This is a genomic window from Idiomarina sp. Sol25 (genome assembly GCF_033052775.1).
In the GTDB taxonomy this organism is placed as follows: domain Bacteria; phylum Pseudomonadota; class Gammaproteobacteria; order Enterobacterales; family Alteromonadaceae; genus Idiomarina.
In genome coordinates this window covers 133,526-156,757 of record NZ_JAUPEW010000001.1, presented here as the reverse complement: position 1 = coordinate 156,757, position 23,232 = coordinate 133,526, and the positions used below count along the sequence as shown (strand labels likewise).

At 46.6% G+C, this 23,232-nt stretch carries 23 protein-coding genes; 16 read left to right on the top strand and 7 right to left on the bottom strand.

The annotated features are described in order from the left end of the window. Positions 1-80: 80 nt before the first annotated feature. The 16 genes from Q5L94_RS00680 (at position 81) to Q5L94_RS00605 (ending at position 14,338) form a co-directional block, all read left to right on the top strand. Positions 81-278, top strand: a complete 198-nt coding sequence (locus tag Q5L94_RS00680; protein ID WP_253619662.1) for a hypothetical protein — start codon at positions 81-83, stop codon at positions 276-278. Positions 279-314: 36 nt separating this feature from the next. Continuing rightward, a complete protein-coding gene (gene leuS, locus Q5L94_RS00675; protein ID WP_317496589.1) occupies positions 315-2,891 on the top strand; it encodes a leucine--tRNA ligase in 2,577 nt (858 codons plus the stop codon). Positions 2,892-2,894: 3 nt separating this feature from the next. Beyond that, complete coding sequence (lptE, locus tag Q5L94_RS00670) at positions 2,895-3,380, top strand: LPS assembly lipoprotein LptE (protein WP_317496588.1); 486 nt, start codon at positions 2,895-2,897, stop codon at positions 3,378-3,380. 12 nt (positions 3,381-3,392) lie between these two features. Next, complete coding sequence (holA, locus tag Q5L94_RS00665; RefSeq protein ID WP_317496587.1) at positions 3,393-4,475, top strand: DNA polymerase III subunit delta; 1,083 nt, start codon at positions 3,393-3,395, stop codon at positions 4,473-4,475. Beyond that, a complete protein-coding gene (gene nadD, locus Q5L94_RS00660) occupies positions 4,472-5,101 on the top strand; it encodes a nicotinate-nucleotide adenylyltransferase (RefSeq protein WP_317496586.1) in 630 nt (209 codons plus the stop codon). The genes holA and nadD overlap by 4 nt, the downstream gene beginning before the upstream one ends. A 63-nt stretch (positions 5,102-5,164) precedes the next feature. Further along, a complete protein-coding gene (gene rsfS / locus Q5L94_RS00655; protein WP_317496585.1) occupies positions 5,165-5,482 on the top strand; it encodes a ribosome silencing factor in 318 nt (105 codons plus the stop codon). Positions 5,483-5,485: 3 nt separating this feature from the next. Beyond that, the gene (rlmH, locus tag Q5L94_RS00650) at positions 5,486-5,956 is read left to right on the top strand and encodes a 23S rRNA (pseudouridine(1915)-N(3))-methyltransferase RlmH (RefSeq protein WP_317496584.1); all 471 of its coding nucleotides are present in this window, start codon (positions 5,486-5,488) and stop codon (positions 5,954-5,956) included. An 8-nt stretch (positions 5,957-5,964) separates the two neighbouring features. Continuing rightward, positions 5,965-7,860, top strand: a complete 1,896-nt coding sequence (gene mrdA, locus Q5L94_RS00645) for a penicillin-binding protein 2 (RefSeq protein ID WP_317496583.1) — start codon at positions 5,965-5,967, stop codon at positions 7,858-7,860. Continuing rightward, the gene (gene rodA, locus Q5L94_RS00640) at positions 7,847-8,965 is read left to right on the top strand and encodes a rod shape-determining protein RodA (RefSeq protein ID WP_317496582.1); all 1,119 of its coding nucleotides are present in this window, start codon (positions 7,847-7,849) and stop codon (positions 8,963-8,965) included. Before mrdA ends, rodA begins: the two co-directional genes overlap by 14 nt. A gap of 17 nt (positions 8,966-8,982) precedes the next feature. Continuing rightward, positions 8,983-9,954, top strand: coding sequence for a lytic murein transglycosylase B (gene mltB / locus Q5L94_RS00635; RefSeq protein WP_317496581.1), 972 nt, complete (start codon positions 8,983-8,985; stop codon positions 9,952-9,954). Further along, on the top strand, positions 9,941-10,768 hold the full coding sequence (locus Q5L94_RS00630; RefSeq protein WP_317496580.1) for a septal ring lytic transglycosylase RlpA family protein: 828 nt from the start codon (positions 9,941-9,943) through the stop codon (positions 10,766-10,768). The genes mltB and Q5L94_RS00630 overlap by 14 nt, the downstream gene beginning before the upstream one ends. Positions 10,769-10,830: 62 nt before the next feature. Continuing rightward, a complete protein-coding gene (locus tag Q5L94_RS00625; protein WP_317496579.1) occupies positions 10,831-11,988 on the top strand; it encodes a D-alanyl-D-alanine carboxypeptidase family protein in 1,158 nt (385 codons plus the stop codon). Between the two features lie 12 nt (positions 11,989-12,000). Then, complete coding sequence (gene ybeD / locus Q5L94_RS00620) at positions 12,001-12,267, top strand: DUF493 family protein YbeD (protein WP_317496578.1); 267 nt, start codon at positions 12,001-12,003, stop codon at positions 12,265-12,267. A gap of 44 nt (positions 12,268-12,311) precedes the next feature. Beyond that, positions 12,312-12,977, top strand: coding sequence for a lipoyl(octanoyl) transferase LipB (gene lipB, locus Q5L94_RS00615; RefSeq protein WP_317496577.1), 666 nt, complete (start codon positions 12,312-12,314; stop codon positions 12,975-12,977). Then, entirely contained in the window at positions 12,961-13,929 is a 969-nt protein-coding gene (gene lipA, locus Q5L94_RS00610) for a lipoyl synthase (protein WP_317496576.1), read from the top strand. The genes lipB and lipA overlap by 17 nt, the downstream gene beginning before the upstream one ends. 16 nt (positions 13,930-13,945) lie before the next feature. Beyond that, complete coding sequence (locus Q5L94_RS00605) at positions 13,946-14,338, top strand: MAPEG family protein (protein WP_317496575.1); 393 nt, start codon at positions 13,946-13,948, stop codon at positions 14,336-14,338. Between the two features lie 9 nt (positions 14,339-14,347). Here Q5L94_RS00605 and Q5L94_RS00600 read toward each other — a convergent pair whose 3' ends face one another. The 7 genes from Q5L94_RS00600 to infB all read right to left on the bottom strand — a co-directional run bounded on the left by Q5L94_RS00600 (position 14,348) and on the right by infB (position 23,209). Then, a complete protein-coding gene (locus tag Q5L94_RS00600) occupies positions 14,348-15,463 on the bottom strand; it encodes a peptidase (RefSeq protein WP_317496574.1) in 1,116 nt (371 codons plus the stop codon). 11 nt (positions 15,464-15,474) lie between these two features. Then, the gene (gene nlpI / locus Q5L94_RS00595; protein WP_317496573.1) at positions 15,475-16,359 is read right to left on the bottom strand and encodes a lipoprotein NlpI; all 885 of its coding nucleotides are present in this window, start codon (positions 16,357-16,359) and stop codon (positions 15,475-15,477) included. Between the two features lie 124 nt (positions 16,360-16,483). Further along, a complete protein-coding gene (pnp, locus tag Q5L94_RS00590) occupies positions 16,484-18,634 on the bottom strand; it encodes a polyribonucleotide nucleotidyltransferase (protein WP_317496572.1) in 2,151 nt (716 codons plus the stop codon). A 180-nt stretch (positions 18,635-18,814) separates the two neighbouring features. Then, entirely contained in the window at positions 18,815-19,084 is a 270-nt protein-coding gene (gene rpsO / locus Q5L94_RS00585) for a 30S ribosomal protein S15 (RefSeq protein ID WP_011234216.1), read from the bottom strand. Between the two features lie 97 nt (positions 19,085-19,181). After that, a complete protein-coding gene (gene truB, locus Q5L94_RS00580) occupies positions 19,182-20,114 on the bottom strand; it encodes a tRNA pseudouridine(55) synthase TruB (protein ID WP_317496571.1) in 933 nt (310 codons plus the stop codon). Continuing rightward, positions 20,114-20,500: a 30S ribosome-binding factor RbfA gene (rbfA, locus tag Q5L94_RS00575; RefSeq protein ID WP_317496570.1), complete on the bottom strand. Its 387-nt coding sequence runs from the start codon at positions 20,498-20,500 to the stop codon at positions 20,114-20,116. Before rbfA ends, truB begins: the two co-directional genes overlap by 1 nt. An 18-nt stretch (positions 20,501-20,518) precedes the next feature. Beyond that, the gene (gene infB / locus Q5L94_RS00570) at positions 20,519-23,209 is read right to left on the bottom strand and encodes a translation initiation factor IF-2 (protein ID WP_317496569.1); all 2,691 of its coding nucleotides are present in this window, start codon (positions 23,207-23,209) and stop codon (positions 20,519-20,521) included. Positions 23,210-23,232 lie beyond the last annotated feature (23 nt).

Genomic DNA, 23,232 nt, shown 5'->3' with positions numbered 1-23,232 from the left:
CGCGAAAATCAGTACACTATAAAGGCTTAGCAGAACTATTCTGTTGCTGTTCTTTTCCATTTTTTCACAGGGATCTCATTATGGAAAATATATTTGACGCCATTCTTTTTGCTGTTCTTGTTGCGGCAGGTGGTCTGGGACTAACTTCTTGGCTCATGCTGTTCGCCATTGATAAATCAGAGCCTGCCGAAGTCAAACAACGCGCTGTTTTTGAAAACGGTTTTTTTGGTCTGGCCGGCATCGTCGTTGTACTTCTTATGTGGTACGCAATTAGCTAAACCGATATTTAAATTCAAACGGAATCAGCAAGAATTATGCAAGAACAATACAACCCGAGCAAAATCGAATCTGCCATGCAAAAACGCTGGCAGGAACAAGACGTATTTACGGCAAAAGAACAGCCGGGCAAAGACAAGTTCTACTGCCTGTCCATGTTCCCCTACCCCAGCGGAAAACTGCATATGGGGCATGTTCGTAACTATACTTTAGGTGATGTCATTAGCCGTCATCAGCGTATGCTCGGAAAAAATGTTATGCAACCTATGGGCTGGGATGCCTTTGGGCTTCCTGCTGAAAATGCCGCTATTCAGAATAAAACGGCACCGGCGAAATGGACTTATCAAAATATCGATTATATGCGCGAGCAGTTAAAAAGCTTAGGTTTTGGCTACGACTGGAACCGTGAGCTGGCAACTTGCTCGCCGGATTATTATCGCTGGGAACAATGGTTCTTCACTAAGCTTTATGAAAAAGGCCTGGTGTATAAGAAGAATGCGACGGTTAACTGGGATCCGGTAGACCAGACAGTCCTGGCCAATGAGCAAGTTATTGACGGCCGGGGCTGGCGTTCAGGCGCTAAAGTCGAGCAGAAAGAAATTCCTCAGTGGTTTATTAAAATAACCGATTACGCTGAAGAGCTGTTAGACGATTTGGAGCAGCTTGATGGTTGGCCAGAACAGGTCAAAGCGATGCAGCGTAACTGGATCGGCCGCTCAGAGGGTGTCGAAATTGACTTTAACGTCGCCTCTTCGGAGCAGACCTTACGCGTTTATACCACCCGTCCAGATACGCTTTACGGCGTTACCTACATGGGCGTTGCGGCACAGCACCCTTTAGCTACGGAAGCCGCTAAAACGAATCCTGAACTGGCTAAATTCATTGAAGAGTGCAAAAACAGCAAAGTTGCAGAAGCTGATATTGCCACCATGGAAAAGCTGGGCATGGACACCGGTATTAAAGCCGTTCACCCAATGACCGGCGAAGAAATTCCGGTGTGGGTCGCTAACTTTGTTTTAATGGATTACGGTTCCGGCGCTGTTATGGCCGTGCCTGCACATGACCAGCGCGACTGGGAGTTTGCAACGAAATACCAGTTGGAAATTCGCCCGGTAATTGAGCCTCTTAGTGGTGATAGTGACATTGAAAAAGCAGCCATTACTGAGAAAGGCACCGTTATTAACTCGGGGCCATATAACGACATGAGCTCGGCACAAGCCTTTGACGCTATTGCAACCGAGCTAAAAGAGAAAGGCATTGGCGAGCGTAAAGTTAATTACCGTTTACGCGACTGGGGGGTATCTCGTCAGCGTTACTGGGGAACCCCAATTCCAATGCTGAACCTGGAAAATGGCGAGTCCGTGCCCGTACCGGAAGATCAGCTACCGGTTAAACTGCCTGAAGATGTGGTTATGGACGGTGTGAATTCACCGATAAAATCTGACCCCAAATGGCGTAAAACCGAATATAACGGCCAGCCGGCAGAGCACGAAACCGATACCTTCGACACCTTTATGGAGTCGTCGTGGTACTACGCTCGTTACTGCAGCGCACAAACCGATGATGCCATGCTGGATCCGGAAAAAGCCAACTATTGGCTACCGGTTGATCAGTATATTGGTGGTATTGAGCACGCCATTTTGCATTTGTTGTACGCCCGCTTCTTCCATAAATTATTGCGCGACACCGGCTTAGTGGAGTCTGACGAACCATTCAAACGTCTGCTTTGTCAGGGCATGGTACTGGCAGACAGCTATTACCGCGAAGATGAAAAAGGCGGTAAGCAATGGGTATCGCCTCTTGAGGTTGACATTGAGCGTGACGAAAAAGGCGCTATTGCCGGCGCTAAACATAAGCAAGACGGTCAACCGGTTAATATCGGCGGCATGAGCAAAATGTCAAAGTCTAAAAATAACGGTATTGACCCGCAAACCATGGTTGAACGCTATGGCGCCGATACCGTGCGCTTATTTATGATGTTTGCCGCACCACCGGAAATGACTCTGGAGTGGTCAGATTCCGGTGTTGAAGGCGCACAACGCTTTTTACGCCGTTTGTGGAAACTGACTTATGACTTAAATAACGCCGGTGGCGCTTGTTCAGGTCAAAGCTTAAATGCAAACCAAAAGCAGCTACGTCGCGAGTTACATAAAACCATTGCCAAAGTCAGCGATGACATGGGACGCCGCCAGCATTTTAATACAGCAATAGCAGCCATTATGGAGCTGCTTAACCACTTGCAAAAAGCGCCACTGGAAAGCGATGCTGACCGTCAGGTACTAGCTGAGTCTATTGATGCTATGGTGCGTATGCTTGCGCCTATCACGCCGCATATATGCGAGCAGTTATGGCAGGAACTGGGACATCAGGAACCACTGTCTTTCGCCGACTGGCCAACGGTTGATGAAAGCGCGTTAGTTGAAGACGAAAAACTGATTGTGGTGCAAATTAATGGCAAAGTTCGGGCTAAATTAACTGTACCAGCCGATGCTTCCGCAGAACAAGTTGAGCAAATTGCTTTTGATGAAGAGGCCGTACAAAAGCATACTGAAGGCAAAGAAGTTCGTAAGAAAATCTACGTGCCCGGGAAAATTCTCAATATTGTTGTTGGATAACCTATGCGCGTTACCATAAACCTTGTACTCACCCTTCTGCTGATAGCCACTCTTAACGGGTGTGGCTTTCAGCTGCGCGGAAATTACCAACTGCCAGAAACACTGCAGTCGGTTTCTCTGCAAAGTCAGGTTTCAAAAGAATTAAGTGAGCATATGGAACAGCGCTTTATTCATTCGGGCATTCAGGTCTCTACAGCGGAGCAGCCTGTTGTCGTTCGGCTTCTTTCAGATAAGTTAGAACGAAGAACACTGTCGTTGTTTGAAAGTGGTCAGGTTGCGGAATACGAGCTTCTGTATCAGGTCAATTATCAGTTGTTCAACAACGAAAAGCTGCTACTTGAGCGAACGGTTGAGGTGGCGCGCGACTATCAGGACGACCCTAACTTTGTATTGGCTAAAACCCGCGAAAGGGAAATGCTGGTCGATGAAATGAGAGCCGAAGCGTCGCGCCTTATTTTGCAACAAATCATCTCCGAAATGTCGGAATAGAACTCTTAGTCAATGCAAACTATCTATCCTGAAAAACTTGAACCTTATCTACAACGGAATGGGGTTCCCTCTGTGCTGCTTGTATTTGGTGATGACCTTTTACTCAGGAACGACGCGCTGGCCAGCATTCGAAAAAGTTTAGCCAGCGATGACCTCGAGCGGGTGCATTGGTTACAAAGTAAAGACTTCGACTGGCAGCAACTGTCTGCCGGAGAACAGTCGATGAGTCTGTTTGGCAATATGCGTCTGGTGGAACTTGAATTACCCGAAAACAAACCCGGTCGGGACGGTTCTACCGCATTAACCGAATACGCAAAGAACCAGGCCGACAATGAAATTCTGGTTGTGATTGGCGACCGGCTTAAAAAAGAGACGCAGAACAGTCGTTGGTTTAAAGCACTGGCAGAGCGCGGCCCGCTGGTTCGCACCCAAAGCCCAGATAAGTCACAGTTGCCGGCCTTTATTCACCAGCGTGCTCAACGCTATCAACTCACTCTCGCCGCGGGTGTTCCGGAAAAGTTATCAGACTGGTTTGAAGGAAACTTGCTTGCTCTGGATCAGGAGCTGAGTAAATGGCAATTGTTGAGCAACGATGGCGTCATTACGGAAGACTTTTTGAAAACATCAATTGATGATGTCAGTCGCTTTAGCGTGTTTGCGTTGCAGGAAAGTATCCAGCAACAAGACTTTGAAGGCGCATTGCATCGGCTGGAGCGATTGCTGGACGAAGAAAATGATTTTCACAGGCTCATCTGGATTTTGCAGCGCGAAGTACAACTGCTAACAGCGTTGCAAAAAGCTAAGCAGACACAAGCCGATACAAACGCACTTTTCCGTCAATTTATGATTTGGCCTAATCAACAACCGGGGTATCACCAGCGCGCAAATAAATTGAGCCAGCAAACTCTATTGAGTGCACAGCAGTTGATTGAGAGAATAGAAGCGGCGCTTAAGCTTGATAGCGGCGAATCCCCTCTTACACTCACGACTCATCTACTCAGTTTACTTTGCTGTAATAATGCCGACGCCATTAATGACGGGCTTTCGGTGTTTAATCACGGCATTGAGCCAAACGAAAAATTGATTCAGCTATGATACGCGCAATTTTTGGCGGCACTTTTGACCCTATTCATAACGGGCACCTGCAAACGGCAGCCGCTCTGGTAAAAGAGCTCGACATTTCTACTTTAGCACTGATGCCAAGCGCGGTACCGCCGCATCGTCCGCAACCAGATGCCAGCCCGGAGCAGCGGCTGGACATGGTTAAGCTTGCATCTCAACAACACACGGCCTTCACCGTCGAGGACTGGGAGTTAAGACAGAATAGACCTTCCTTTACGGCGAATACATTAAGTGAGTTTAAAACCCAGTTTCCTGATGACACCCTACTTTTTGTGATGGGGATGGACTCATTAATGAGTCTTCACCGCTGGCATCAGTGGCGCCAGCTTATTAAACACGCTCACCTGATTGTTATGCCAAGAGCAGGAGTACCTTTTAACGCTCAGGATGACGAGTTGAAAGCGTTTATTTCAGCGCATATGACCCGCGATAAAAACACCTTGAACGAACAACGCCAGGGCCTGCTTTATATTGCAGAAACACCAATGGTCGATGTTTCCGCCACTGAACTCCGGAAACAACTTCAGCAACGTGAAAAAAATCTGCCACTGCCTTCCAATGTTTATGACTATATAAGACAACATCAGCTGTATTTGTAACTGAACACTTCTCCTAATTTCTGTTAAACTTCGGGTTTTAATCCTTAAATCGGAGAAAATCTTTTGCAGGCAGAAGAATTGCGTGAATTTGTCATTGATAAAATCGATGATCTTAAAGGTCGTGACGTTCAAATTTTAGATGTTCATGATAAAACCGACGTTGTTGACTACATGATCATTTGCTCTGGCAGCTCGAAAACGCATGTAAGAAGCATTGCTGAACATGTGGCGACAGAAGCAAAGCATGCTGGCATACCACCTATTGGCGTAGAAGGTGGAGAACAGTCGGAGTGGGTTTTAGTTGACCTTGGTGATGTTGTTATACATGTTATGCAGGACAGCATCCGCGACTTCTATCAATTAGAAAAACTCTGGGGCTAGTCAGTGCAAATTCAATTACTCGCCGTTGGCACAAAAATGCCCACGTGGGTTACTGAAGGCTTCAACGAATATAAAAAACGGTTCCCGGCGGATTGTAAGTTGGTGCTGCATGAAATAGCCGCCCAAAAGCGAACGCGTAAAGCAGATTTAAACCGCGTTATGCAACAAGAAGGTAAGTCGCTGCTGCAAGCAATACCCAAAGGGAACCGAATTGTCACTTTAGAGGTCACAGGCCAGGACTGGGATACACCTAAGCTTGCTCAGCAACTAGAGAAATGGCAAATGGACGGCAGAGATGTCACTCTATTAATCGGCGGGCCTGAGGGTCTTTCCGATGAGTGCCTGGCAGCAGCGGAGCAACGCTGGTCTTTGTCTAAATTAACATTACCCCATCCGGTGGTGAGGTTAATCGTCGCAGAAAGCCTTTACCGGGCATGGAGCCTGAATAACAATCATCCGTACCATAGAGAATAAGAATAATAATGCGTCACCGCACCCACATACGTGATCATGATTCCGAAGCGGCCGTTTTTGGGCGACGCGTGCTTGTTGCTATGGTGATTGTTGTTGCTGCCTTTATTGCTCTGGCGTCAAACATGTATCACCTGCAAGTGAGTGAACATAACGAGCTTCAGACGCGCTCTAACGATAACCGAATAAAATTACTTCCTCTGGCGCCGAATCGGGGCTTAATCTATGACCGCAACGGTGTTTTATTAGCAGAAAACACACCAATTTACAGTCTGGATGTAACTCCGGAAGAAATCGATAACCTTGAGCAAACCCTAAGTCAACTTCAACAGTTACTCAACTTTCCTGACAGCACTATTGAGCGCTTCTACCGCAATCTAAAAAATCAGCGGCGTTTTAATAATGTGCCCTTACTCGACGAGTTGAATGAAAAGCAGCTGGCAGTTTTTGCTGCGCACCAACATAAATACCCAGGCATAAGCATCGAAGCTCGTCTGATACGAAACTACCCTCACAAAGAATTATTAACACACGCAGTTGGCTATGTTGCCAAGATCAACCCAAGAGATGTCGAGAGCCTGCGCGAAAATGGAGAATTACCTAATTACGCCGCTAGCCGGACGATAGGGAAACTCGGTATAGAGAGGTACTACGAAAAAGATCTTCATGGCGAAGTCGGCTATCAGAGCGTAGAGGTAAATAACCGGGGACGTGCAGTTAGGACACTGAGTATTGAAGCCCCTAAACCGGGTCAGGACATCGTCCTGGAACTGGATCTTGAATTACAGCGAAAAGCTTCGGAGTTACTGGGTGAGCAACGCGGCTCTATTATATTAATGGACGCCACCACCGGCGGAATACTGGCTATGGTCAGTACACCCAGCTACGATCCAAATTGGTTCGTTAATGGCATTTCGGTTAAGCAGTATCAATCGTTGTTGAATTCAACTCAGAGCCCGTTACTTAATCGCGTAACTCAGGGCGCGTATCCTCCGGCATCAACCATCAAGCCTCAAATCGGTTTGCTTGGATTAGAGGATGGCACTATTGAAGAAGACACTCGCATATGGGATCCCGGCTGGTTTGAAATAAAAGGCGTTGACCGACGCTACCGCGACTGGCTGGCCTGGGGACACGGCTGGGTCGATGTAGACAGAGCTATTACCGAAAGCTGTGATACATTTTATTACGATTTAGCCCTTAAGCTCGGCGTTGATAAGATATCCAGTTTTATGACCCAGTTTGGTTTTGGTGAAAGAACAGGCATCGATATTCACGAAGAAGTCTCTGCATTAATGCCCTCTCGTGGTTGGAAAAGAGCTCGTTTTGGTCAGCCCTGGTATGCGGGCGAAACGCTCTCTGTTGGTATTGGCCAAAGTTATTGGACAGCAACCCCGATGCAACTGGCGGTTGCCACTGCCATGGTTGCAAACAAAGGTGAGCACCTTATTCCCAGACTGCTCCGCGGAAAAATACAAGATGGTGTATTTGAGGAAGCTTTAATCGCCCACCGGGAAAAGTTGACCTTATCCGATAGCAGCAACTGGGAAATTATCACTAAAGGGATGCGTAACGTCAACATGTCACCCAAAGGTACTGCGCATAGAGCGTTTAAAGACGCGCCCTACTCCTCGGCAGGTAAAACCGGAACAGCTCAGGTCAGAAGCCTGGGACAGGAAGAGGAATATAATGCAGAAGATATTGCCGAGCGCTACCGCGATAATGCAATGTATGTGGGTTATGCTCCGGCAGACGACCCTGAAGTTGTTGTCGTAGTGGCAATAGAAAATTCGCTTGGGGGCGGTGGAAGTGTTGCGGCACCGGTGGCAAGAGAAATATTAGACGTCTGGCACGCCCGATTTAACAATGGCAACAAACAGCAGGAAAAAACAAATGCTGACAACTGAAGAACGCCAAAGAAGCCCGCTACTGAAAAAGCTGCACATAGACGGGCCGCTGCTGATTCCTCTGATTGTGCTCTCAGTTCTTAGTTTGTTTGTTATTTACAGCGCCGCAGGCCAGGACCTGGAAGTCGTAGAAAGACAGTCGATACGTATAGGTCTGTCTTTTGTTGTGCTTTTTGTGGTTGCACAAATTCCCCCACGTGCCCTGTCACGCTTTGCGGTGCCAGCTTTCGGTGGCGGGGTTCTGCTGCTAGTGGCCGTACTTGTTTTTGGTGAAATGGGAAAAGGTGCTCAACGTTGGTTGGATATCGGTCCTTTAACCATACAGCCGTCAGAGATAATGAAACTCGCCATGCCCCTTATGCTCGCCTGGTACATGAATCAACAGCCTATTCCTCCCTCCATTTATAGGCTGTTTGGCGCTTTAGTGCTGGTGATTATTCCAACCTTACTCATTGCCCGTCAACCCGATTTAGGAACTTCACTACTGGTTGCCTGCGCTGGACTTTTCGTTATATTTTTGGCTGGATTAAGCTGGAAGTTGGTTACCGCCGCAGCTATTGCTGCCGCAGCCTTTACCCCGGTACTCTGGTTTTATCTTATGCACGACTACCAACGTCAACGGGTGCTCACTTTTTTAAACCCTGAGCGTGATCCACTCGGTTCAGGCTACCACATTATTCAGTCAAAAATTGCCATCGGTTCAGGCGGCATTGATGGCAAGGGCTGGCTTCAGGGAACGCAGTCTCAACTGGAGTTTTTACCGGAGCGTCATACCGACTTTATTTTTTCTGTTTTTAGTGAAGAATTTGGCCTTACCGGAGTTATCCTTTTGCTTGCATTGTATGGCTTCATTATTTTACGAGGCCTAATTATTGCTCTGCAAACTCAGGATATCTTTTGTAAGTTATTAGCCGGTTCACTGACACTGACCTTCTTTGTTTATGTATTTGTAAATATTGGTATGGTTTCAGGACTATTACCGGTAGTTGGGGTACCATTACCTTTAATCAGTTATGGTGGCACGTCGATGGTGACGCTAATGGCCGGCTTCGGCATGCTCATGTCCATTGCGACCCATCATCGCTTAGTTATGAAAAATGGCTAAAAAAACAGGGAAACTTTATGCGCACCTTATTAGGATTAGCGTTGCTAACCGCAACAACCAGCTTGTCGGCATATGCTCAGGAGCAAACGCCTGAGGTTGAAGAGTTTATTCAACAGCAGGTAAAAGAGCATCAACTCGATGAAGCTCTGGTACGTCAATGGCTGTCAGAAGCAGAAAAAAATGCCGATGTACTGGAAGCTATTCAGCGCCCATGGGAGGCCAAACCCTGGTACCAATACCACACTATTTTCTTGACTGATAAACGCTTAGACGCGGGGGTTAAATTCTGGAAAAAACACACAGAAACGCTGGAGCGTGCGGAAGCTGAATACGGCGTACCTGCTCAAATCATAGTTGCAATAATTGGTGTCGAAACCTTTTACGGCAATTACATGGGTAAATATTCCGTTCTGGATTCACTTTACACTTTAGGTTTCCATTATCCTCCCCGTTCAAATTTTTTCCGTTCCGAACTTAGTGAATTCTTTCAGTTAGCAACTGAAGAAGGTTGGGACGTAGCCGAAGCAAAAGGTTCCTACGCCGGCGCTATGGGTTTCGGTCAGTTTATTTCCTCTAGCTATCGGCATTACGCAGTGGACTTTGATAACGACGGACAGAGAGACATCCTGACGAATCCGGTCGATGCTATTGGTAGTGTGGCTAATTATTTTGCAGAGCATAGGTGGCAACAAGGTCAACCTGTGGCTCAACCTCTGACCGACAAACAGGATTGGAAGGCATTAGTTAGCGACGGTATGAAACCCAATACCACGCGTTCCGAAGTTAAGCGTAAAGGCTATGAGCTTCCGCAGCATCAGGCGGTTAATGATGACACCGAAGTTAGGGTATTTGAGTTTGAAACAAAAGACGCTTATGAATACTGGCTGGGATACGACAACTTCTATGTCATTACCCGGTATAACCATAGTCCACTTTACGCGATGGCTGTCTACCAGTTTAGCGAGCAACTGAAAAATGAAATGCAGTAATTTATCAACCATAATGCTGAGCGTGTTTTTGCTCAGTAGTTGCTCCAGCGGTCCCTCCGGCCGGTACTCTCAGCATGAAGACAGTGCTCCGACTCGTTTACCTACTGAGTCGGAGTTACGCAGTGCCGTTCCCGTTCACGAGCCTATTAGCCCTCAAGGCAACCGGGACTACCGGGTTTTAGGTAATGATTATGAGGTAATGGACAGTGCTATTGGTTATGTCGAGGAAGGTTATGCTTCCTGGTATGGCAATAAATTTCACGGTCATCTGACGTCCAATGGCGAGTACTATGACATGTACAGTATGTCAGCAGCTCATACCCGGTTACCTCTGCCTACTTATGTAAAAGTCACTAACTTAAACAACGACCGTACCGTCACGGTTAGGGTAAATGATCGCGGACCATTCCATCCTGAACGTATTATCGACTTGTCATTTGCGGCAGCTTATAAGTTGGGTATGCTGGATAGTGGTACAGCCCCAGTTCGGGTTGAAGCCATTAATTTAAATACTCCAATGCGAGTCGAAGAGCAATCTGCCCCGAGAAGCCAATCGAATTATCATATTCAATTAGCCGCTTCGTCAAATATCGACCGTTTATCGCAGTTAAAACACAACTTACCGCCCAAGTTCCGGGAAATTGCAACTACTGAACAAACTCATGGTCTACATAAACTCATGCTGGGGCCGGTTTCTGAAGATGCAAGTCACAATTTACTCGAGCAGATACGATCTTCCGGATACCCTGAAGCTTTTCGAGTAAAGGCAGCGCAAAGTCAGGCGGATACTCCTGACGCTGTGCAACAGAACTGATATAATCCGGCTTCCTTAAGCACATGATTCACTTTTTGACCGATAAGATAAAGATAATTCCAATGAAAAAAATTTGTCACCTCTTTACCGTTGTAACCCTATTGTTCAGCTCAGCAAGTTTTGCGGCCCAGTCATTGGTTCCCAATGCGCCGTCAGTAAATGCCAAGGCTTATATCCTTATCGATCACACCACCGGCAAGGTTTTAGCAGAGAGTAATTCGAGCGAAAGTTTGCCTCCTGCCAGCCTGACCAAGATGATGACCAGCTACATTATTGGTAAAGAGATGTTGTCCGGCCGTATTAGCGAGAACGATCTCGTTACCATCAGCGAAAATGCCTGGGCCAAAAATTTCCCTGAATCATCCAAAATGTTTATCGAAGTTGGCAAAGAAGTCAGTGTTAAAGACTTAAACCGCGGCATTATTATCTCTTCTGGTAACGACGCCTGTGTTGCTATGGCTGAGCATATCGCCGGAAGTGAAGACGCTTTTGCCGACTTAATGAATAACTATGCCGAACAAATTGGTATGAAAGACAGCCATTTTGCTAACAGTCATGGTCTACCCGATTCTGAGCAATACGTCTCCGCTCGTGATATGGCGACGTTAGCAAGTGCTTTAATAAATGAGACTCCCGAAGAATATAAACTCTACGCAGAAAAGTCTTTTACCTACAATAATATCAAGCAGTACAATCGTAACTCGCTGTTATGGGATCGTAGCTTGAATGTTGATGGTATAAAGACCGGCCATACTAATGAAGCAGGTTATAGTCTGGTTTCTTCTGCAGTTGAAGACGGAACACGTTTAATTGCAGTAGTAATGGGCACCGGTAGCGAGCAGGCTCGCAAAGTTGAAAGTAAAAAACTACTTAACTACGGATTCCGTTATTTCGAAACCGTCAAAGCATATTCTGCCGGCGAAAGTTTTATTTCCCAACGTATTTGGGGTGGTGACTTAGATGAAGTCGAGCTGGGCATCAGTGAAGATGTCGTTATCACTTTACCTAAGGGCCAACGGGATAAGTTAAAAGCTAATTTTGAGCTTGATGAGCAACTACAGGCACCGCTTTCGAAAGGCCAGCACGTAGGCACCGTTTACCTTCAGCTAAACGGTGAAGATGTAGCTTCATTTCCGCTGGTAACCTTACAAGCTGTCGAAGAAGGTGGATTCTTCAAGAAAATGATGGACTATATAAAACAGCAGTTTACTGAAGAATAAAGGTTTAGATAGATGCAAAAAACTCGTTTTGACGAACTGGTCGATTTTCCCTGTCACTTTACTTTTAAAGTGATGGGGGTTGCTAGTGACAGCCTTCCTGATCAGGTTGTAGAAGTTTTACAAGAGCATGCTCCGGGCGACTACAGTCCTTCCGTAAGGCCCAGCAGCAAAGGTAACTACCATTCAGTTTCTGTTGCTGTGCGTGTCGAAAGCCAGCAGCATATCGAAATATTGTATCGTTCACTCTCAGATATCGAGGACGTTCGCTACGTTCTGTAGCGGCAGGACTAGCCGTTGTTGCTGACAAACGTTATAATGATGGCATGAACGATACACTCATTATCCGTGAATTGGGCAGGCAGCCATACGAACCCGTATGGCATGCTATGCAGAAATTCACTGACCAACGCGACGAACACACTGCCGACGAGCTGTGGGTAGTCGAGCACGACCCTGTGTTCACTCAAGGACAAGCCGGCAAAGCTGAGCATATCCTTGCTCCGGGAAATATTCCGGTTATCCAGGTCGACCGAGGCGGACAGGTTACCTATCACGGGCCGGGTCAACTCGTTATCTATTTTCTCCTTAATATCCGTCGTCTTAATTATGGTGTCCGTCAACTCGTTAACCACATTGAAAACACCGTCATTGACACCCTTTCCGACTACGAAATTGATGCCAAAGCGCGTCGAGACGCCCCTGGGGTTTATGTCGATGCAGATAAAATCTGCTCTCTGGGACTGCGTATTCGTAAAGGCTGCTCTTTCCACGGATTGGCATTGAACGTTAATATGGACATGGAACCTTTTTCCCGAATAAACCCTTGTGGCCTTTCGGGCATAAAAATGATTCAAACTAAGGATCTCAATGGTCCTGATAGCTTTAGTGAAGCGGCTGATGCAGTGATAAAACACTTTACCAGCTCTCTTTCCTACAGCAACATTCTTCAACAAACGGGACTCGCTCAAGATTATGTCAAAGCCAGTTAGAGTTGAACCTGGTGTCAAAATGCGTGACGCCGATAAAATGGCACTGATACCAGTACAAATTATTCCTACCGAACGCGACCAAATGTTGCGCAAGCCGTCGTGGCTGAAGGTTAAGTTGCCTTCTTCAACTGAGCGTATTGATGAAATTAAGCAAGCAATGCGCAGCCATGGTCTGCACTCTGTTTGTGAAGAAGCATCCTGTCCAAATTTACCGGAATGTTTTAATCACGGTACAGCCAGCTTTATGATTCTGGGCGACATTTGCACACGTCGTTGCCCATTCTGTGACGTTGCCCACGGTCGCCCTCTTCCTCCCGATCCGGGAGAAGCTGAAAAACTGGGCAAAACCATCCGCGACATGAAAGTGAAGTATGTCGTCATTACCTCGGTTGACCGTGATGATTTACGCGACGGCGGTGCTCAGCATTTTGCAGACTGTATTCGTGAAATTCGTAAGCACAGTGAGAACAACATTCAGGTAGAAGTGCTGGTACCGGATTTTCGTGGTCGTATGCAGGTTGCCCTGGATATTCTGAAAGGTGAAGCACCTGACGTCTTTAACCACAACCTTGAAACCGTGCCTCGCCTCTATAAAGCGGCCCGCCCCGGTGCAAATTACCAGTGGTCATTAGATCTGCTGCAAAAGTACAAGGAAGCACGTCCGGATATCCGTACCAAGTCGGGACTTATGGTCGGCCTTGGGGAAACCAAAGAAGAAATACTGGAAGTCATGAAAGATCTTCGTGCGCACGATGTCGACATGTTAACTATCGGACAGTATTTGCAGCCTAGCCGCCATCATATTCCGGTAGCGCGCTACGTGCATCCTGACGAATTTGAAGAGCTGCGTGTTGCTGGTGTAGAAATGGGCTTTAGCCACATTGCCAGTGGTCCACTTGTGCGTTCGTCTTACCATGCTGACTTACAAGCTGCGGGCGAAACCGTACGTTAATTAGGGAAGAATGACCATGAGCCTTTTACTGTGGTGTTTACTTATTGCCGGAGTCCTGCCAATTTTGGCTAAGGCGCCTGTGGTTTATTTTCAGAACCGGGAGAACGGTTATGACAATAAACACCCGAGAGCTCAACAGCAGCGGCTACTTGGGCGTGGAGCCCGAGCCGTTGCCGGTCACTATAATGCCTATGAAGCCTTCCCATTATTTGCTGCGGCCGTATTGGCGGCCTTAGCAACCTCCCAGGTTACCGAGCGCATTGAGTTTTTGAGTATTTCTTTTATTGTGCTTAGAGTGCTTTATCACATTGCTTATGTAAGTAACTATGACAAACTTCGGTCACTTATTTGGTTTCTGGCAACACTTTGCCCAGTGTTAATTCTGGCGCAAGTCGCTATTAGCGTCTAAATCAAAGTATCAATTTTTGCGTTTCAGCAATCTTAAGTAGAGTTCGGGCCATATTTGGGTGTCATGCTGCTCCATGGCGGTTCTAATATTAACTGGACGCCATGCTTGCCTGTCATCTACAGAATTACAGGTATCCGCTTTAAAAAGGCCGACAATAGCGTCTTCTGGGCTTCCTAAACGCCACTTCCCTTGCTTCTTAATCGCAATATCTTGCCAGGACCTGAGTTCATCTTTCCACGGCAGGCTTTTATAAATCGCTTTAACCTGCCGCGCCGAATAATCGTTATGAGCTTCAGTTACAATAATATTCAGGCTGTCATGATCGTAATAGCCATAGCAAAACTTCTGGGCGAGTACTTCCGACATTTCGTACTCATCAGCAAACCCAACCCAGTGTCCCAGCTCATGTTGAATAACTGCTTCTGAACTGTCAGCAGTTAAAGTCAATGTCTGACTATTGGCACTGGCAATACCCTTTTCGGCTAATATTACCTGCCTATCAAAACTTTTTTCAAAATGACAACTTGCCCGTTTTCTCTGCGTATCGGTTACACAAGATAAGTTTTCGTCCAAAGTATAGCTAACGCACCAATTCTGAGTATCAAAAGGTGCATTTTTTACTGCGGACAAAAAGTTAAGATAGCGTCGCTTTTCGCCGGAGTCAGCAGCAACAACATTAATTTCCATATTGCATTGCGCGCTAGGCTTATAGCGTTCAATCAGCCCAAACTGACTCTGCAACCAAGAGTCTTTCGAGTTTACCCAGCGATGCATCCATTCGTGCATAGAAATGTTTTGATCGGCTAGCTCAGCCGTAGCCACATGCCTTTGAGCCTCTGGGTCGCCAGCATCAGCGGCCAGTTCAAGCCAGGTATCATTTGCTCTTGGAAATTCGTTGATTAAGCTTTCTATGGCTGGAAAATAGTGCTGCTTCGCCGACCGCTGCCACCAATAATAAGCAGGGGTGCGGTTATTAAGTTTCCAGTGATGATTTGCCAGTTGGTGTTGTGCCCGGGCATTACCCTGATGCGCTAGCCTGTAGCGCTCTTGTTGTTGGTTAGAAACCTGATGAGACCACCCACTTAAAGCGAGCAGAAACAACACAATTAAGAGTCCGGCTTTCACTCCTTTTCTCTTTAACGACTAAGTAAGGATTCACGAATACGGGTTAACTCAACCGACGCATAACGGTGTTCAACGAAGCCATATACATTTGTCATTAAAGCCAATTTAAAATAGTTAACAGCCTGCAGTTGCTCCCCTTTCATTTGCATATATTTGCCAAGATAAAAATAGGCCTCACACAAACGTTCAGTCAGCTTTTCCGACTCACCTAAGTTACGAGTCATACGTTGTAAAAACTCTTCTTCAGAAAGTTTCCCCGTATAAAGCTGTACAATCTGATAACCCCAGTCGGACTTATCCAGTTTCTCAGCGTTTTGCGCAAGACTTTCTTGTGCCAGTTCAGCATCATTTTCATGTTCAGCAAGAAACAGCCAAATAACACGGTAAGGGTCATCGGGTTCTTTTTCCAGGTGGTATTCTAAGTCTTCCTGAGACAATTTCGTTCTCGCGTCGTAATACTCAGCTATACCACGGTTCAAATAGGCGTAACGATGTTCGGGGTTTAGTTCAATTGCGGAATCAAAAGCCTCGTAAGCGTAATCAAATTCTTCTAATTGCGTATATTGAATACCTAAGAAATTATACGCATCAGCCAGTCTCGGGTTATATTCTAAAGCCCGGGTAAAATCCATTCTCGCAAGTGTTCTTAAGCCTACTGCGTCGTATAATGCCCCACGACGGTAATATAGCTCTCCGCGCTGTTCTTCGGTTAAATCTTCTCTTAACATTTGCGCAATGCGTGCCAGCTCAATTTCATAGCGAAATTCCGCACGCTCAGGTTCAGCGAGTACCACAGTATCAGGTAACTGATTAAATGAACTTTGCGAGGCACACCCCGTCATGGCGCCTAATAACAACAAAGTTCCAATGAACCTAACACTTCTGCGCTCTTGCATAATTTTATCCTTAAATAAACACTGGCCTCTATTACAGCACATTCAACGCCATTCAGGCAAAAAGCAGACATAAAAAAACCCCGTTTACACGGGGTTCTTAACAAAGCTGAGAAAATCTTTACGATTATTCTTCGCTTTTGGTTTCTTCTTCAGCTGCAGGCTCTGCCGGCGCTTCAGTTGCTGCTTCTTCTTTTTTCTCAGCAGCTTCTTTCATGCTTAGACGAACGCGGCCCTGACGGTCAATCTCCAGTACTTTAACCGGAACAACATCGCCTACTTTCAGGTATTCGTTTACGTCGTTTACACGCTCTTCTGCTATTTGAGAAATGTGAACTAAGCCATCTTTACCTGGCAAAACAGTAACAAAAGCACCGAAATCTACGATACGAGCTACTTTACCCTGGTAAATTTTACCGACTTCTACGTTAGCCGTTAACTGCTTGATTTTCTCAATAGCGGCGTCAGCATCAGCCTGGTCGCTTGCTGCAACTTTGATGGTACCGTCATCACCAATCTCAATGTTGGTATTGGTCGATTCAGTCAGCTCGCGAATGACCGCTCCGCCTTTACCGATAACGTCTTTGATCTTGTCCTGATCAATTTTAATGGTGGTAAAACGAGGTGCATAAGTCGACAATTCTTCACGGTGACCGCCAATAGCTTCGTCCATCACTTTCAGAATGTGTAAGCGAGCTGATTTAGCCTGCGCTAATGCACTTTCCATGATGTCGCGAGTAATGCCGTCAATTTTGATGTCCATTTGCAGCGCAGTAATACCATCGGTGTTACCCGCTACTTTAAAGTCCATATCACCTAAGTGATCTTCATCACCGAGAATGTCAGACAGAACAACGTGCTTGTCGCCTTCTTTGACCAAGCCCATAGCAATACCCGCTACAGAAGACTTGATTGGTACACCTGCATCCATCAACGCCAGTGAAGAACCACAAACGGAGGCCATAGAGCTTGAACCGTTTGATTCAGTAATTTCTGAAACAACACGAATGGTGTATGGGAACTCGTCGTGGCTAGGCATAACCGCCTGAATACCACGTTTAGCCAAACGACCATGACCAATTTCACGACGTTTTGGCGAACCAACCATCCCTGTTTCGCCAACACAGTATGGAGGGAAGTTATAATGCAGCATGAAACGATTGGTGTTCATACCGGTCAGCTCGTCAATCATCTGAGCATCACGATCGGTACCTAAAGTCGCCGTTACCAGCGCCTGAGTCTCACCACGGGTAAACAATGATGAACCGTGAGTACGCGGTAATACACCAGTCGCCACGCTAATAGCACGAACCATGTCAGGGTCGCGGCCATCAATACGCTTTTCACCCGCAATAATACGGCTGCGGACAATGTCACTTTCCAGGTCGTGGAAGATTTTGCCGGCTTCTTCTAAATCGACATTTTCATCTTCAGCAGTCAGCTTCTCGACCATCTGCTCTTTAACTTGGTCAAGCTTGCCTTTACGTTCTGCTTTGTCGGTAGTGCGGTAGGCTTCGCCAATACCTTGCTCTGCCAATTCACGGATTTTGGTCTGTAAGCTTTCATCTTTTGCAGGTGCCTGCCAGTCCCACTTCTCTTTGCCTGCTTCTGCAGTAAATTCAGTAATGGCTTTTATAACGTCCTGCATTGCTTCGTGACCGTACATAACGGCGCCAAGCATTTGGTCTTCAGACAGCAGTTCAGCTTCTGATTCAACCATTAATACTGCTTTATCCGTACCCGCAACCACAAGGTCCAGCTTGGAGTTTTCTAGCTCGTCGGCGGTTGGGTTTAGTACGTATTCATCATTAACCACACCAACACGTGCCGCGCCAATTGGTCCTGCAAAAGGAGCTCCAGAAATAGATAAAGCGGCTGATGCACCAATTAATGCGACAATGTCAGGGTTAATTTGAGGGTTGACTGAAACGACAGTCGCAACAACTTGAACTTCGTTCATGAAACCATCAGGGAATAATGGACGAATTGGACGGTCGATCAAGCGACTTGTCAAAGTCTCATTTTCGCTGGGACGCCCTTCACGCTTAAAGAAACCGCCAGGAATTTTACCGGCTGCGTAAGTCTTTTCCTGGTAATTGACTGTTAATGGGAAAAAGTTTTGCCCTTCACGTGCTTCTTTTTTAGCAACAACAGTGACCAAGACTGTTGTATCATCGATGCTGGCAAGTACAGAACCAGTCGCCTGACGGGCTATTACGCCAGTTTCTAATGTGACTGTATGCTGACCGTACTGAAATTGTTTAGTTATTGGATTCACGTTGCTTTCCTTTACCTTCAAAATATAGAGTATCCGGATTGATACTCGTCTTCTCTCTTTATTTATCTCACCGCATAGTATAGGGGAATTGTGACGAAATTAAGACCCATAAGCCTAAAAAAGAATACAAAAAAAGGGCCTCAAGGCCCTTTTTATTTTATTCTTTTCAGAACGTTTGTCTTAACGGCGGATGCCCAGACGTTCTACGATAGCTACGTAGCGTTTTTCGTCTTTACGCTTCAGGTAATCGAGAAGCTTACGACGGCGACTAACCATACGTAACAAACCACGACGTGAGTGGTGATCTTTCTTATGTTCTTTAAAGTGGTCTTGTAATTCAGCCAAGTTTTTAGTTAAAAGTGCAACTTGCACTTCAGGAGAACCGGTATCGTTCTCGCCTTGACCAAATTCTTTTAAAATCTCAGCTTTCTGTTCAACAGTTAGTGACATGCTAACTCCTAAGTTTTGTCAAAATGATCGACGCCAATCACTAATTCAGCATCGATATGAAGGCGGCGATTATACTCGCCAGCTGCCGTAAAAACAACTACAAATCCACATACTCTCGTGCAACAACCCGGCGCGGCCATAATTCCGCATTTTTCACCCGTCCGACGCCAAGAAATAGTGAGTTTTCAGTCGTAACCCGCCATTCTTCTGCTTCATTACCATTTTGCTCAGGTAAAGGAATGGGCTGTCCATGCAAAAAGTCCCGAGTTTGCTCTTGAGTTACCGTTACCCCGGGCAATTCGCCCAGTAATAAGTCAGCCGGATGCAATAACGCATCGAGAGCTTCATAGCCCTCTTCTGCTAACGTTTCCAGTTGTTCCAGAGTCACCATAGCGGCTTCAGCTATGTCGGCTACTCCGTTACGGTGTAGCATGGATACGTGAGCACCACAGCCTAATAACTGACCCAAGTCATCAACTAAAGTACGAATGTAGGTACCTTTGCTGCAACTCACTTGCAGGGTCACTTTCGTGTCCTCGATATCCAACAACTCGATTGAATGAACGGTGATTGTGCGTGTTTTTTTGGGAACTTCAATGCCTTGCCGCGCATAATAATATAGCGGGCGACCTTCGTGTTTAAGTGCCGAATAAATAGAGGGAGACTGCTCCTGTTCACCAAGAAACTGCTTTACTGCATCAGCAACCTTAGCGGCATCAACTGCTACAGGCTTTTCCTCTACCACTTCACCTTCTGCGTCACTGGTGGTTGTTCTTACTCCCAGCGTAGCCTCGACTCGGTAGGCTTTATCGGCTTCCAGCAGATATTGCGAGAATTTGGTCGCCTCTCCAAGACAAACAGGCAAAATCCCGGTTGCCAGAGGGTCCAACGCACCAGTATGACCCGCTTTTTGTGCATTATATAGACGCTTAACACGCTGCAGGGCATGGTTTGAACTCATGCCCTGCGGTTTATTCAATAATACTACGCCCGTGACAGCGCGGCCTTTGCGTAGACGAGGTTTAGACATTAATCGTCTCCGCTGTTTTCGCTGCTTTTCTTATCTCTTTCACGAGCTTCCGCAACCAATTTCCCCATACGAATTCCTTCATTTAAAGAAGCGTCGTGCTGGAACTTCAGTTGCGGAACAATACGTGCTTTGATGCGCTTACCCAATAAAGAGCGAATGAAACCTGAGGCTTCATTCAACACTTTTAATGCCTGTTTAACTTGCTCAGGCTCATCTTGGAAAAAGGTAACAAACACTTTGGCATAAGCTAAATCACGAGAAACTTCCACGTCGGATAATGTGACCATGCTAACGCGAGGATCTTTTATCTCACGTTGCAGGATCATAGCAATTTCTCGTTGTAGCTGATGCCGTACCCTCTCGGTACGGCTAAACTCTTGAGCCATAAATTACTGTGTCCTTGATTACAGCGTACGTTCAATCTGAATGGTTTCGAAGACTTCGATTTGGTCGCCTTCTTTGACATCGTTGTAGTTCTTAACGCCGATACCACATTCCATGCCATTACGAACTTCCTGAACGTCATCTTTAAAGCGACGTAAAGATTCAAGCTCGCCCTCGTAAATAACAACGTTATCACGCAATACACGAATTGGAGCAGAACGCTTCACCACACCTTCAGTGACCATACAACCAGCAATGGCTCCAATCTTAGGTGATTTAAAGACATCACGAACTTCAGCCAAACCAATGATCTGCTGTTTAAACTCAGGCTGCAGCATACCGCTCATTGCCGCTTTAACTTCGTCAATTAAGTCATAAATAACGCTGTAATAGCGTAAGTCGACACTTTCCTGTTCAACCAGCTTTCTGGCTGCAGCTTCCGCGCGAACGTTAAAACCAACAACAATGGCATTTGACGCACTGGCCAGAGAAATATCGGTTTCAGTGATACCACCAACGCCGCTACCGATGATGTTCACTTTCACTTCCTCAGTAGAAAGCTTAGTCAACGCATCAGAAATGGCCTCCAGTGAACCTTGTACATCAGACTTAAGTACAATATTCAGCTCAGCAACATCCCCTTCAGCCATGTCCGCAAACATGTTTTCCAGTTTCGCTTTTTGCTGCTTCGCTAATTTCACATCGCGATATTTACCCTGACGGTAGTTAGCAACTTCACGCGCTTTACGCTCATCTTTGACAACTGTAGCTTCATCACCAGCCTGAGGAACACCAGACAGACCTAGTATTTCTACAGGAATAGATGGACCTGCTTCTTTAATTTCTTTGCCGGTTTCATCACGCATAGCACGGATGCGACCGTATTCAAGACCACATAGTACGACGTCACCCTGCTTCAGCAAACCACGCTGAACCAATATCGTTGCTACCGGCCCCCGGCCACGATCCAAGCGCGATTCAACCACAATACCTGACGCCATGCCGGTTTCTTCTGCGCGTAAATCCAAGACTTCGGATTGAAGCAAAATGGCTTCCAACAGCTCATCTATGCCTTCACCGGTGTGAGCCGACAGTGGAATAAACTGCACGTCACCACCCCAGTCTTCAGGAATAACATCTAACTGAGACAGTTCGTTTTTGACACGATCTGGATCTGCGCCTTCTTTATCCATCTTGTTCACAGCAACCACCAGAGGTACGCCAGCTGCTTTTGCGTGCTGAACCGCTTCTTTGGTTTGCGGCATAACACCGTCGTCCGCTGCAACTACGAGAATGACAACGTCTGTTGCGCCGGCACCACGTGCACGCATAGAAGTAAAGGCGGCGTGTCCTGGAGTATCCAGGAAAGTTACCATGCCGTGACCCGTTTCAACGTGGTACGCACCAATGTGCTGAGTAATACCACCCGCTTCCCCTGATGCAACTTTGGCTTTACGAATGTAATCCAGCAACGATGTCTTACCATGGTCAACGTGACCCATAACAGTAACGACCGGCGCACGAGGTGCCTCTTCTCCGCCTTCCTGACGGTCAGAAAGCACTTCTTCTTCCAGCGCATTATCTTTCACTAGCGCAGGTTTGTGACCCAGTTCTTCAACCACCAGGGCGGCTGTGTCCTGATCAAGAATCTGGTTAATGGTAACCATCTCACCCATTTTCATCATGGTTTTGATAAGGTCACTGGCCTTAACCGCCATACGGTTAGCGAGTTCACCAACGGTAATGGTCTCACCAATTTTCACGTCTCGTTCAACTGGCTGAGCTGGTTTATTGAAGCCCTGCTGCAGCGATGAGCCGCGACGACCACCTTTACGACGCTTCTCGCGGCGTGGAGTCTCATCGCTTTCTTCATCTTTACGACGACGTTTTTTACCGCGTTTACGGCTTTTACGCTCTTCGTCAAAGTCTTGTGCGTCTTCAGCTTCTTGAGCGGTAGACGACGTTGTAAAGTGTACGTCTTCCTGCTCTTGCTGCTTGCGTTTTTGCTCTTCTTCTTCCCAGCGTTTTGCGTTTTCTTCTGCCAGTTTACGAGCTTCTTCCGCTTGAGCTTCCGCTTCTTTTTCCGCTTTTTTACGCGCTTCTTCTTCCTGCTGACGTTTCAACTTTTCAGCCTCAGCTTTCGCTTTGTCTGCTGCTTCACGCTCTTCAGGAGTCATTGCTGCACGCTTTTCAGCTTCTGCTTTTTGACGCTCTTTCTCTTTTTCTTTGCGCAGCTTTTGTTTCTCAGCTTTTTCTTTCTCAGCTTTTTCGCGTTCTGCCTTCGCTTTCGCTTCGGCTTCTTTACGCTGCTGCTCTTCTTCACGTTGCTTTTCTTCTTCGCGAAGCTTCGCCTCTTCGGCTTCTTTTTCTTTAGCTAAGCGCTCCTGTTCCTCACGTTCCTGCTCTTCAGTTGCTGAACGCTTCACGTAGGTACGCTTTTTACGTACTTCTACCTGAACAGATTTAGCGTCTCTACCACCACCGACATTTAGTGTACTTTTCGTTTTACGCTTTAACGTCATTTTGCTGGGTTCAGAGCTGCCGCCACCGCCGTGCTGACGGTTCAAGTGAGCCAGTAATTTCTGTTTTTCTTCTTCGTTAACAGAATCACCCGCTTTCTTGGTCATGCCCGCTTCAGCGAACTGCTGAACCAGACGATCAACTGTTGTACCGACATCTGTGGCCAGCTTATCGAGCGTTACTTCTTCCATAGTCTGTTGTACCTCCGCTGATC

Excerpts from the sequence above, each read along its gene's own strand:
- Q5L94_RS00680 (WP_253619662.1), top strand. The coding sequence starts at position 81 with ATGGAAAATATATTTGACGCCATTCTTTTTGCTGTTCTTGTTGCGGCA.
- Q5L94_RS00605 (WP_317496575.1), top strand. The coding sequence starts at position 13,946 with ATGAGCCTTTTACTGTGGTGTTTACTTATTGCCGGAGTCCTGCCAATT.
- lipB (WP_317496577.1), top strand. The coding sequence starts at position 12,312 with ATGAACGATACACTCATTATCCGTGAATTGGGCAGGCAGCCATACGAA.
- holA (WP_317496587.1), top strand. The coding sequence starts at position 3,393 with ATGCAAACTATCTATCCTGAAAAACTTGAACCTTATCTACAACGGAAT.
- Q5L94_RS00630 (WP_317496580.1), top strand. The coding sequence starts at position 9,941 with ATGAAATGCAGTAATTTATCAACCATAATGCTGAGCGTGTTTTTGCTC.
- mltB (WP_317496581.1), top strand. The coding sequence starts at position 8,983 with ATGCGCACCTTATTAGGATTAGCGTTGCTAACCGCAACAACCAGCTTG.
- lptE (WP_317496588.1), top strand. The coding sequence starts at position 2,895 with ATGCGCGTTACCATAAACCTTGTACTCACCCTTCTGCTGATAGCCACT.
- rbfA (WP_317496570.1), bottom strand. The coding sequence starts at position 20,500 with ATGGCTCAAGAGTTTAGCCGTACCGAGAGGGTACGGCATCAGCTACAA.
- ybeD (WP_317496578.1), top strand. The coding sequence starts at position 12,001 with ATGCAAAAAACTCGTTTTGACGAACTGGTCGATTTTCCCTGTCACTTT.
- infB (WP_317496569.1), bottom strand. The coding sequence starts at position 23,209 with ATGGAAGAAGTAACGCTCGATAAGCTGGCCACAGATGTCGGTACAACA.
- mrdA (WP_317496583.1), top strand. The coding sequence starts at position 5,965 with ATGCGTCACCGCACCCACATACGTGATCATGATTCCGAAGCGGCCGTT.
- leuS (WP_317496589.1), top strand. The coding sequence starts at position 315 with ATGCAAGAACAATACAACCCGAGCAAAATCGAATCTGCCATGCAAAAA.
- nadD (WP_317496586.1), top strand. The coding sequence starts at position 4,472 with ATGATACGCGCAATTTTTGGCGGCACTTTTGACCCTATTCATAACGGG.
- truB (WP_317496571.1), bottom strand. The coding sequence starts at position 20,114 with ATGTCTAAACCTCGTCTACGCAAAGGCCGCGCTGTCACGGGCGTAGTA.
- rodA (WP_317496582.1), top strand. The coding sequence starts at position 7,847 with ATGCTGACAACTGAAGAACGCCAAAGAAGCCCGCTACTGAAAAAGCTG.
- nlpI (WP_317496573.1), bottom strand. The coding sequence starts at position 16,359 with ATGCAAGAGCGCAGAAGTGTTAGGTTCATTGGAACTTTGTTGTTATTA.
- rpsO (WP_011234216.1), bottom strand. The coding sequence starts at position 19,084 with ATGTCACTAACTGTTGAACAGAAAGCTGAGATTTTAAAAGAATTTGGT.
- Q5L94_RS00625 (WP_317496579.1), top strand. The coding sequence starts at position 10,831 with ATGAAAAAAATTTGTCACCTCTTTACCGTTGTAACCCTATTGTTCAGC.
- lipA (WP_317496576.1), top strand. The coding sequence starts at position 12,961 with ATGTCAAAGCCAGTTAGAGTTGAACCTGGTGTCAAAATGCGTGACGCC.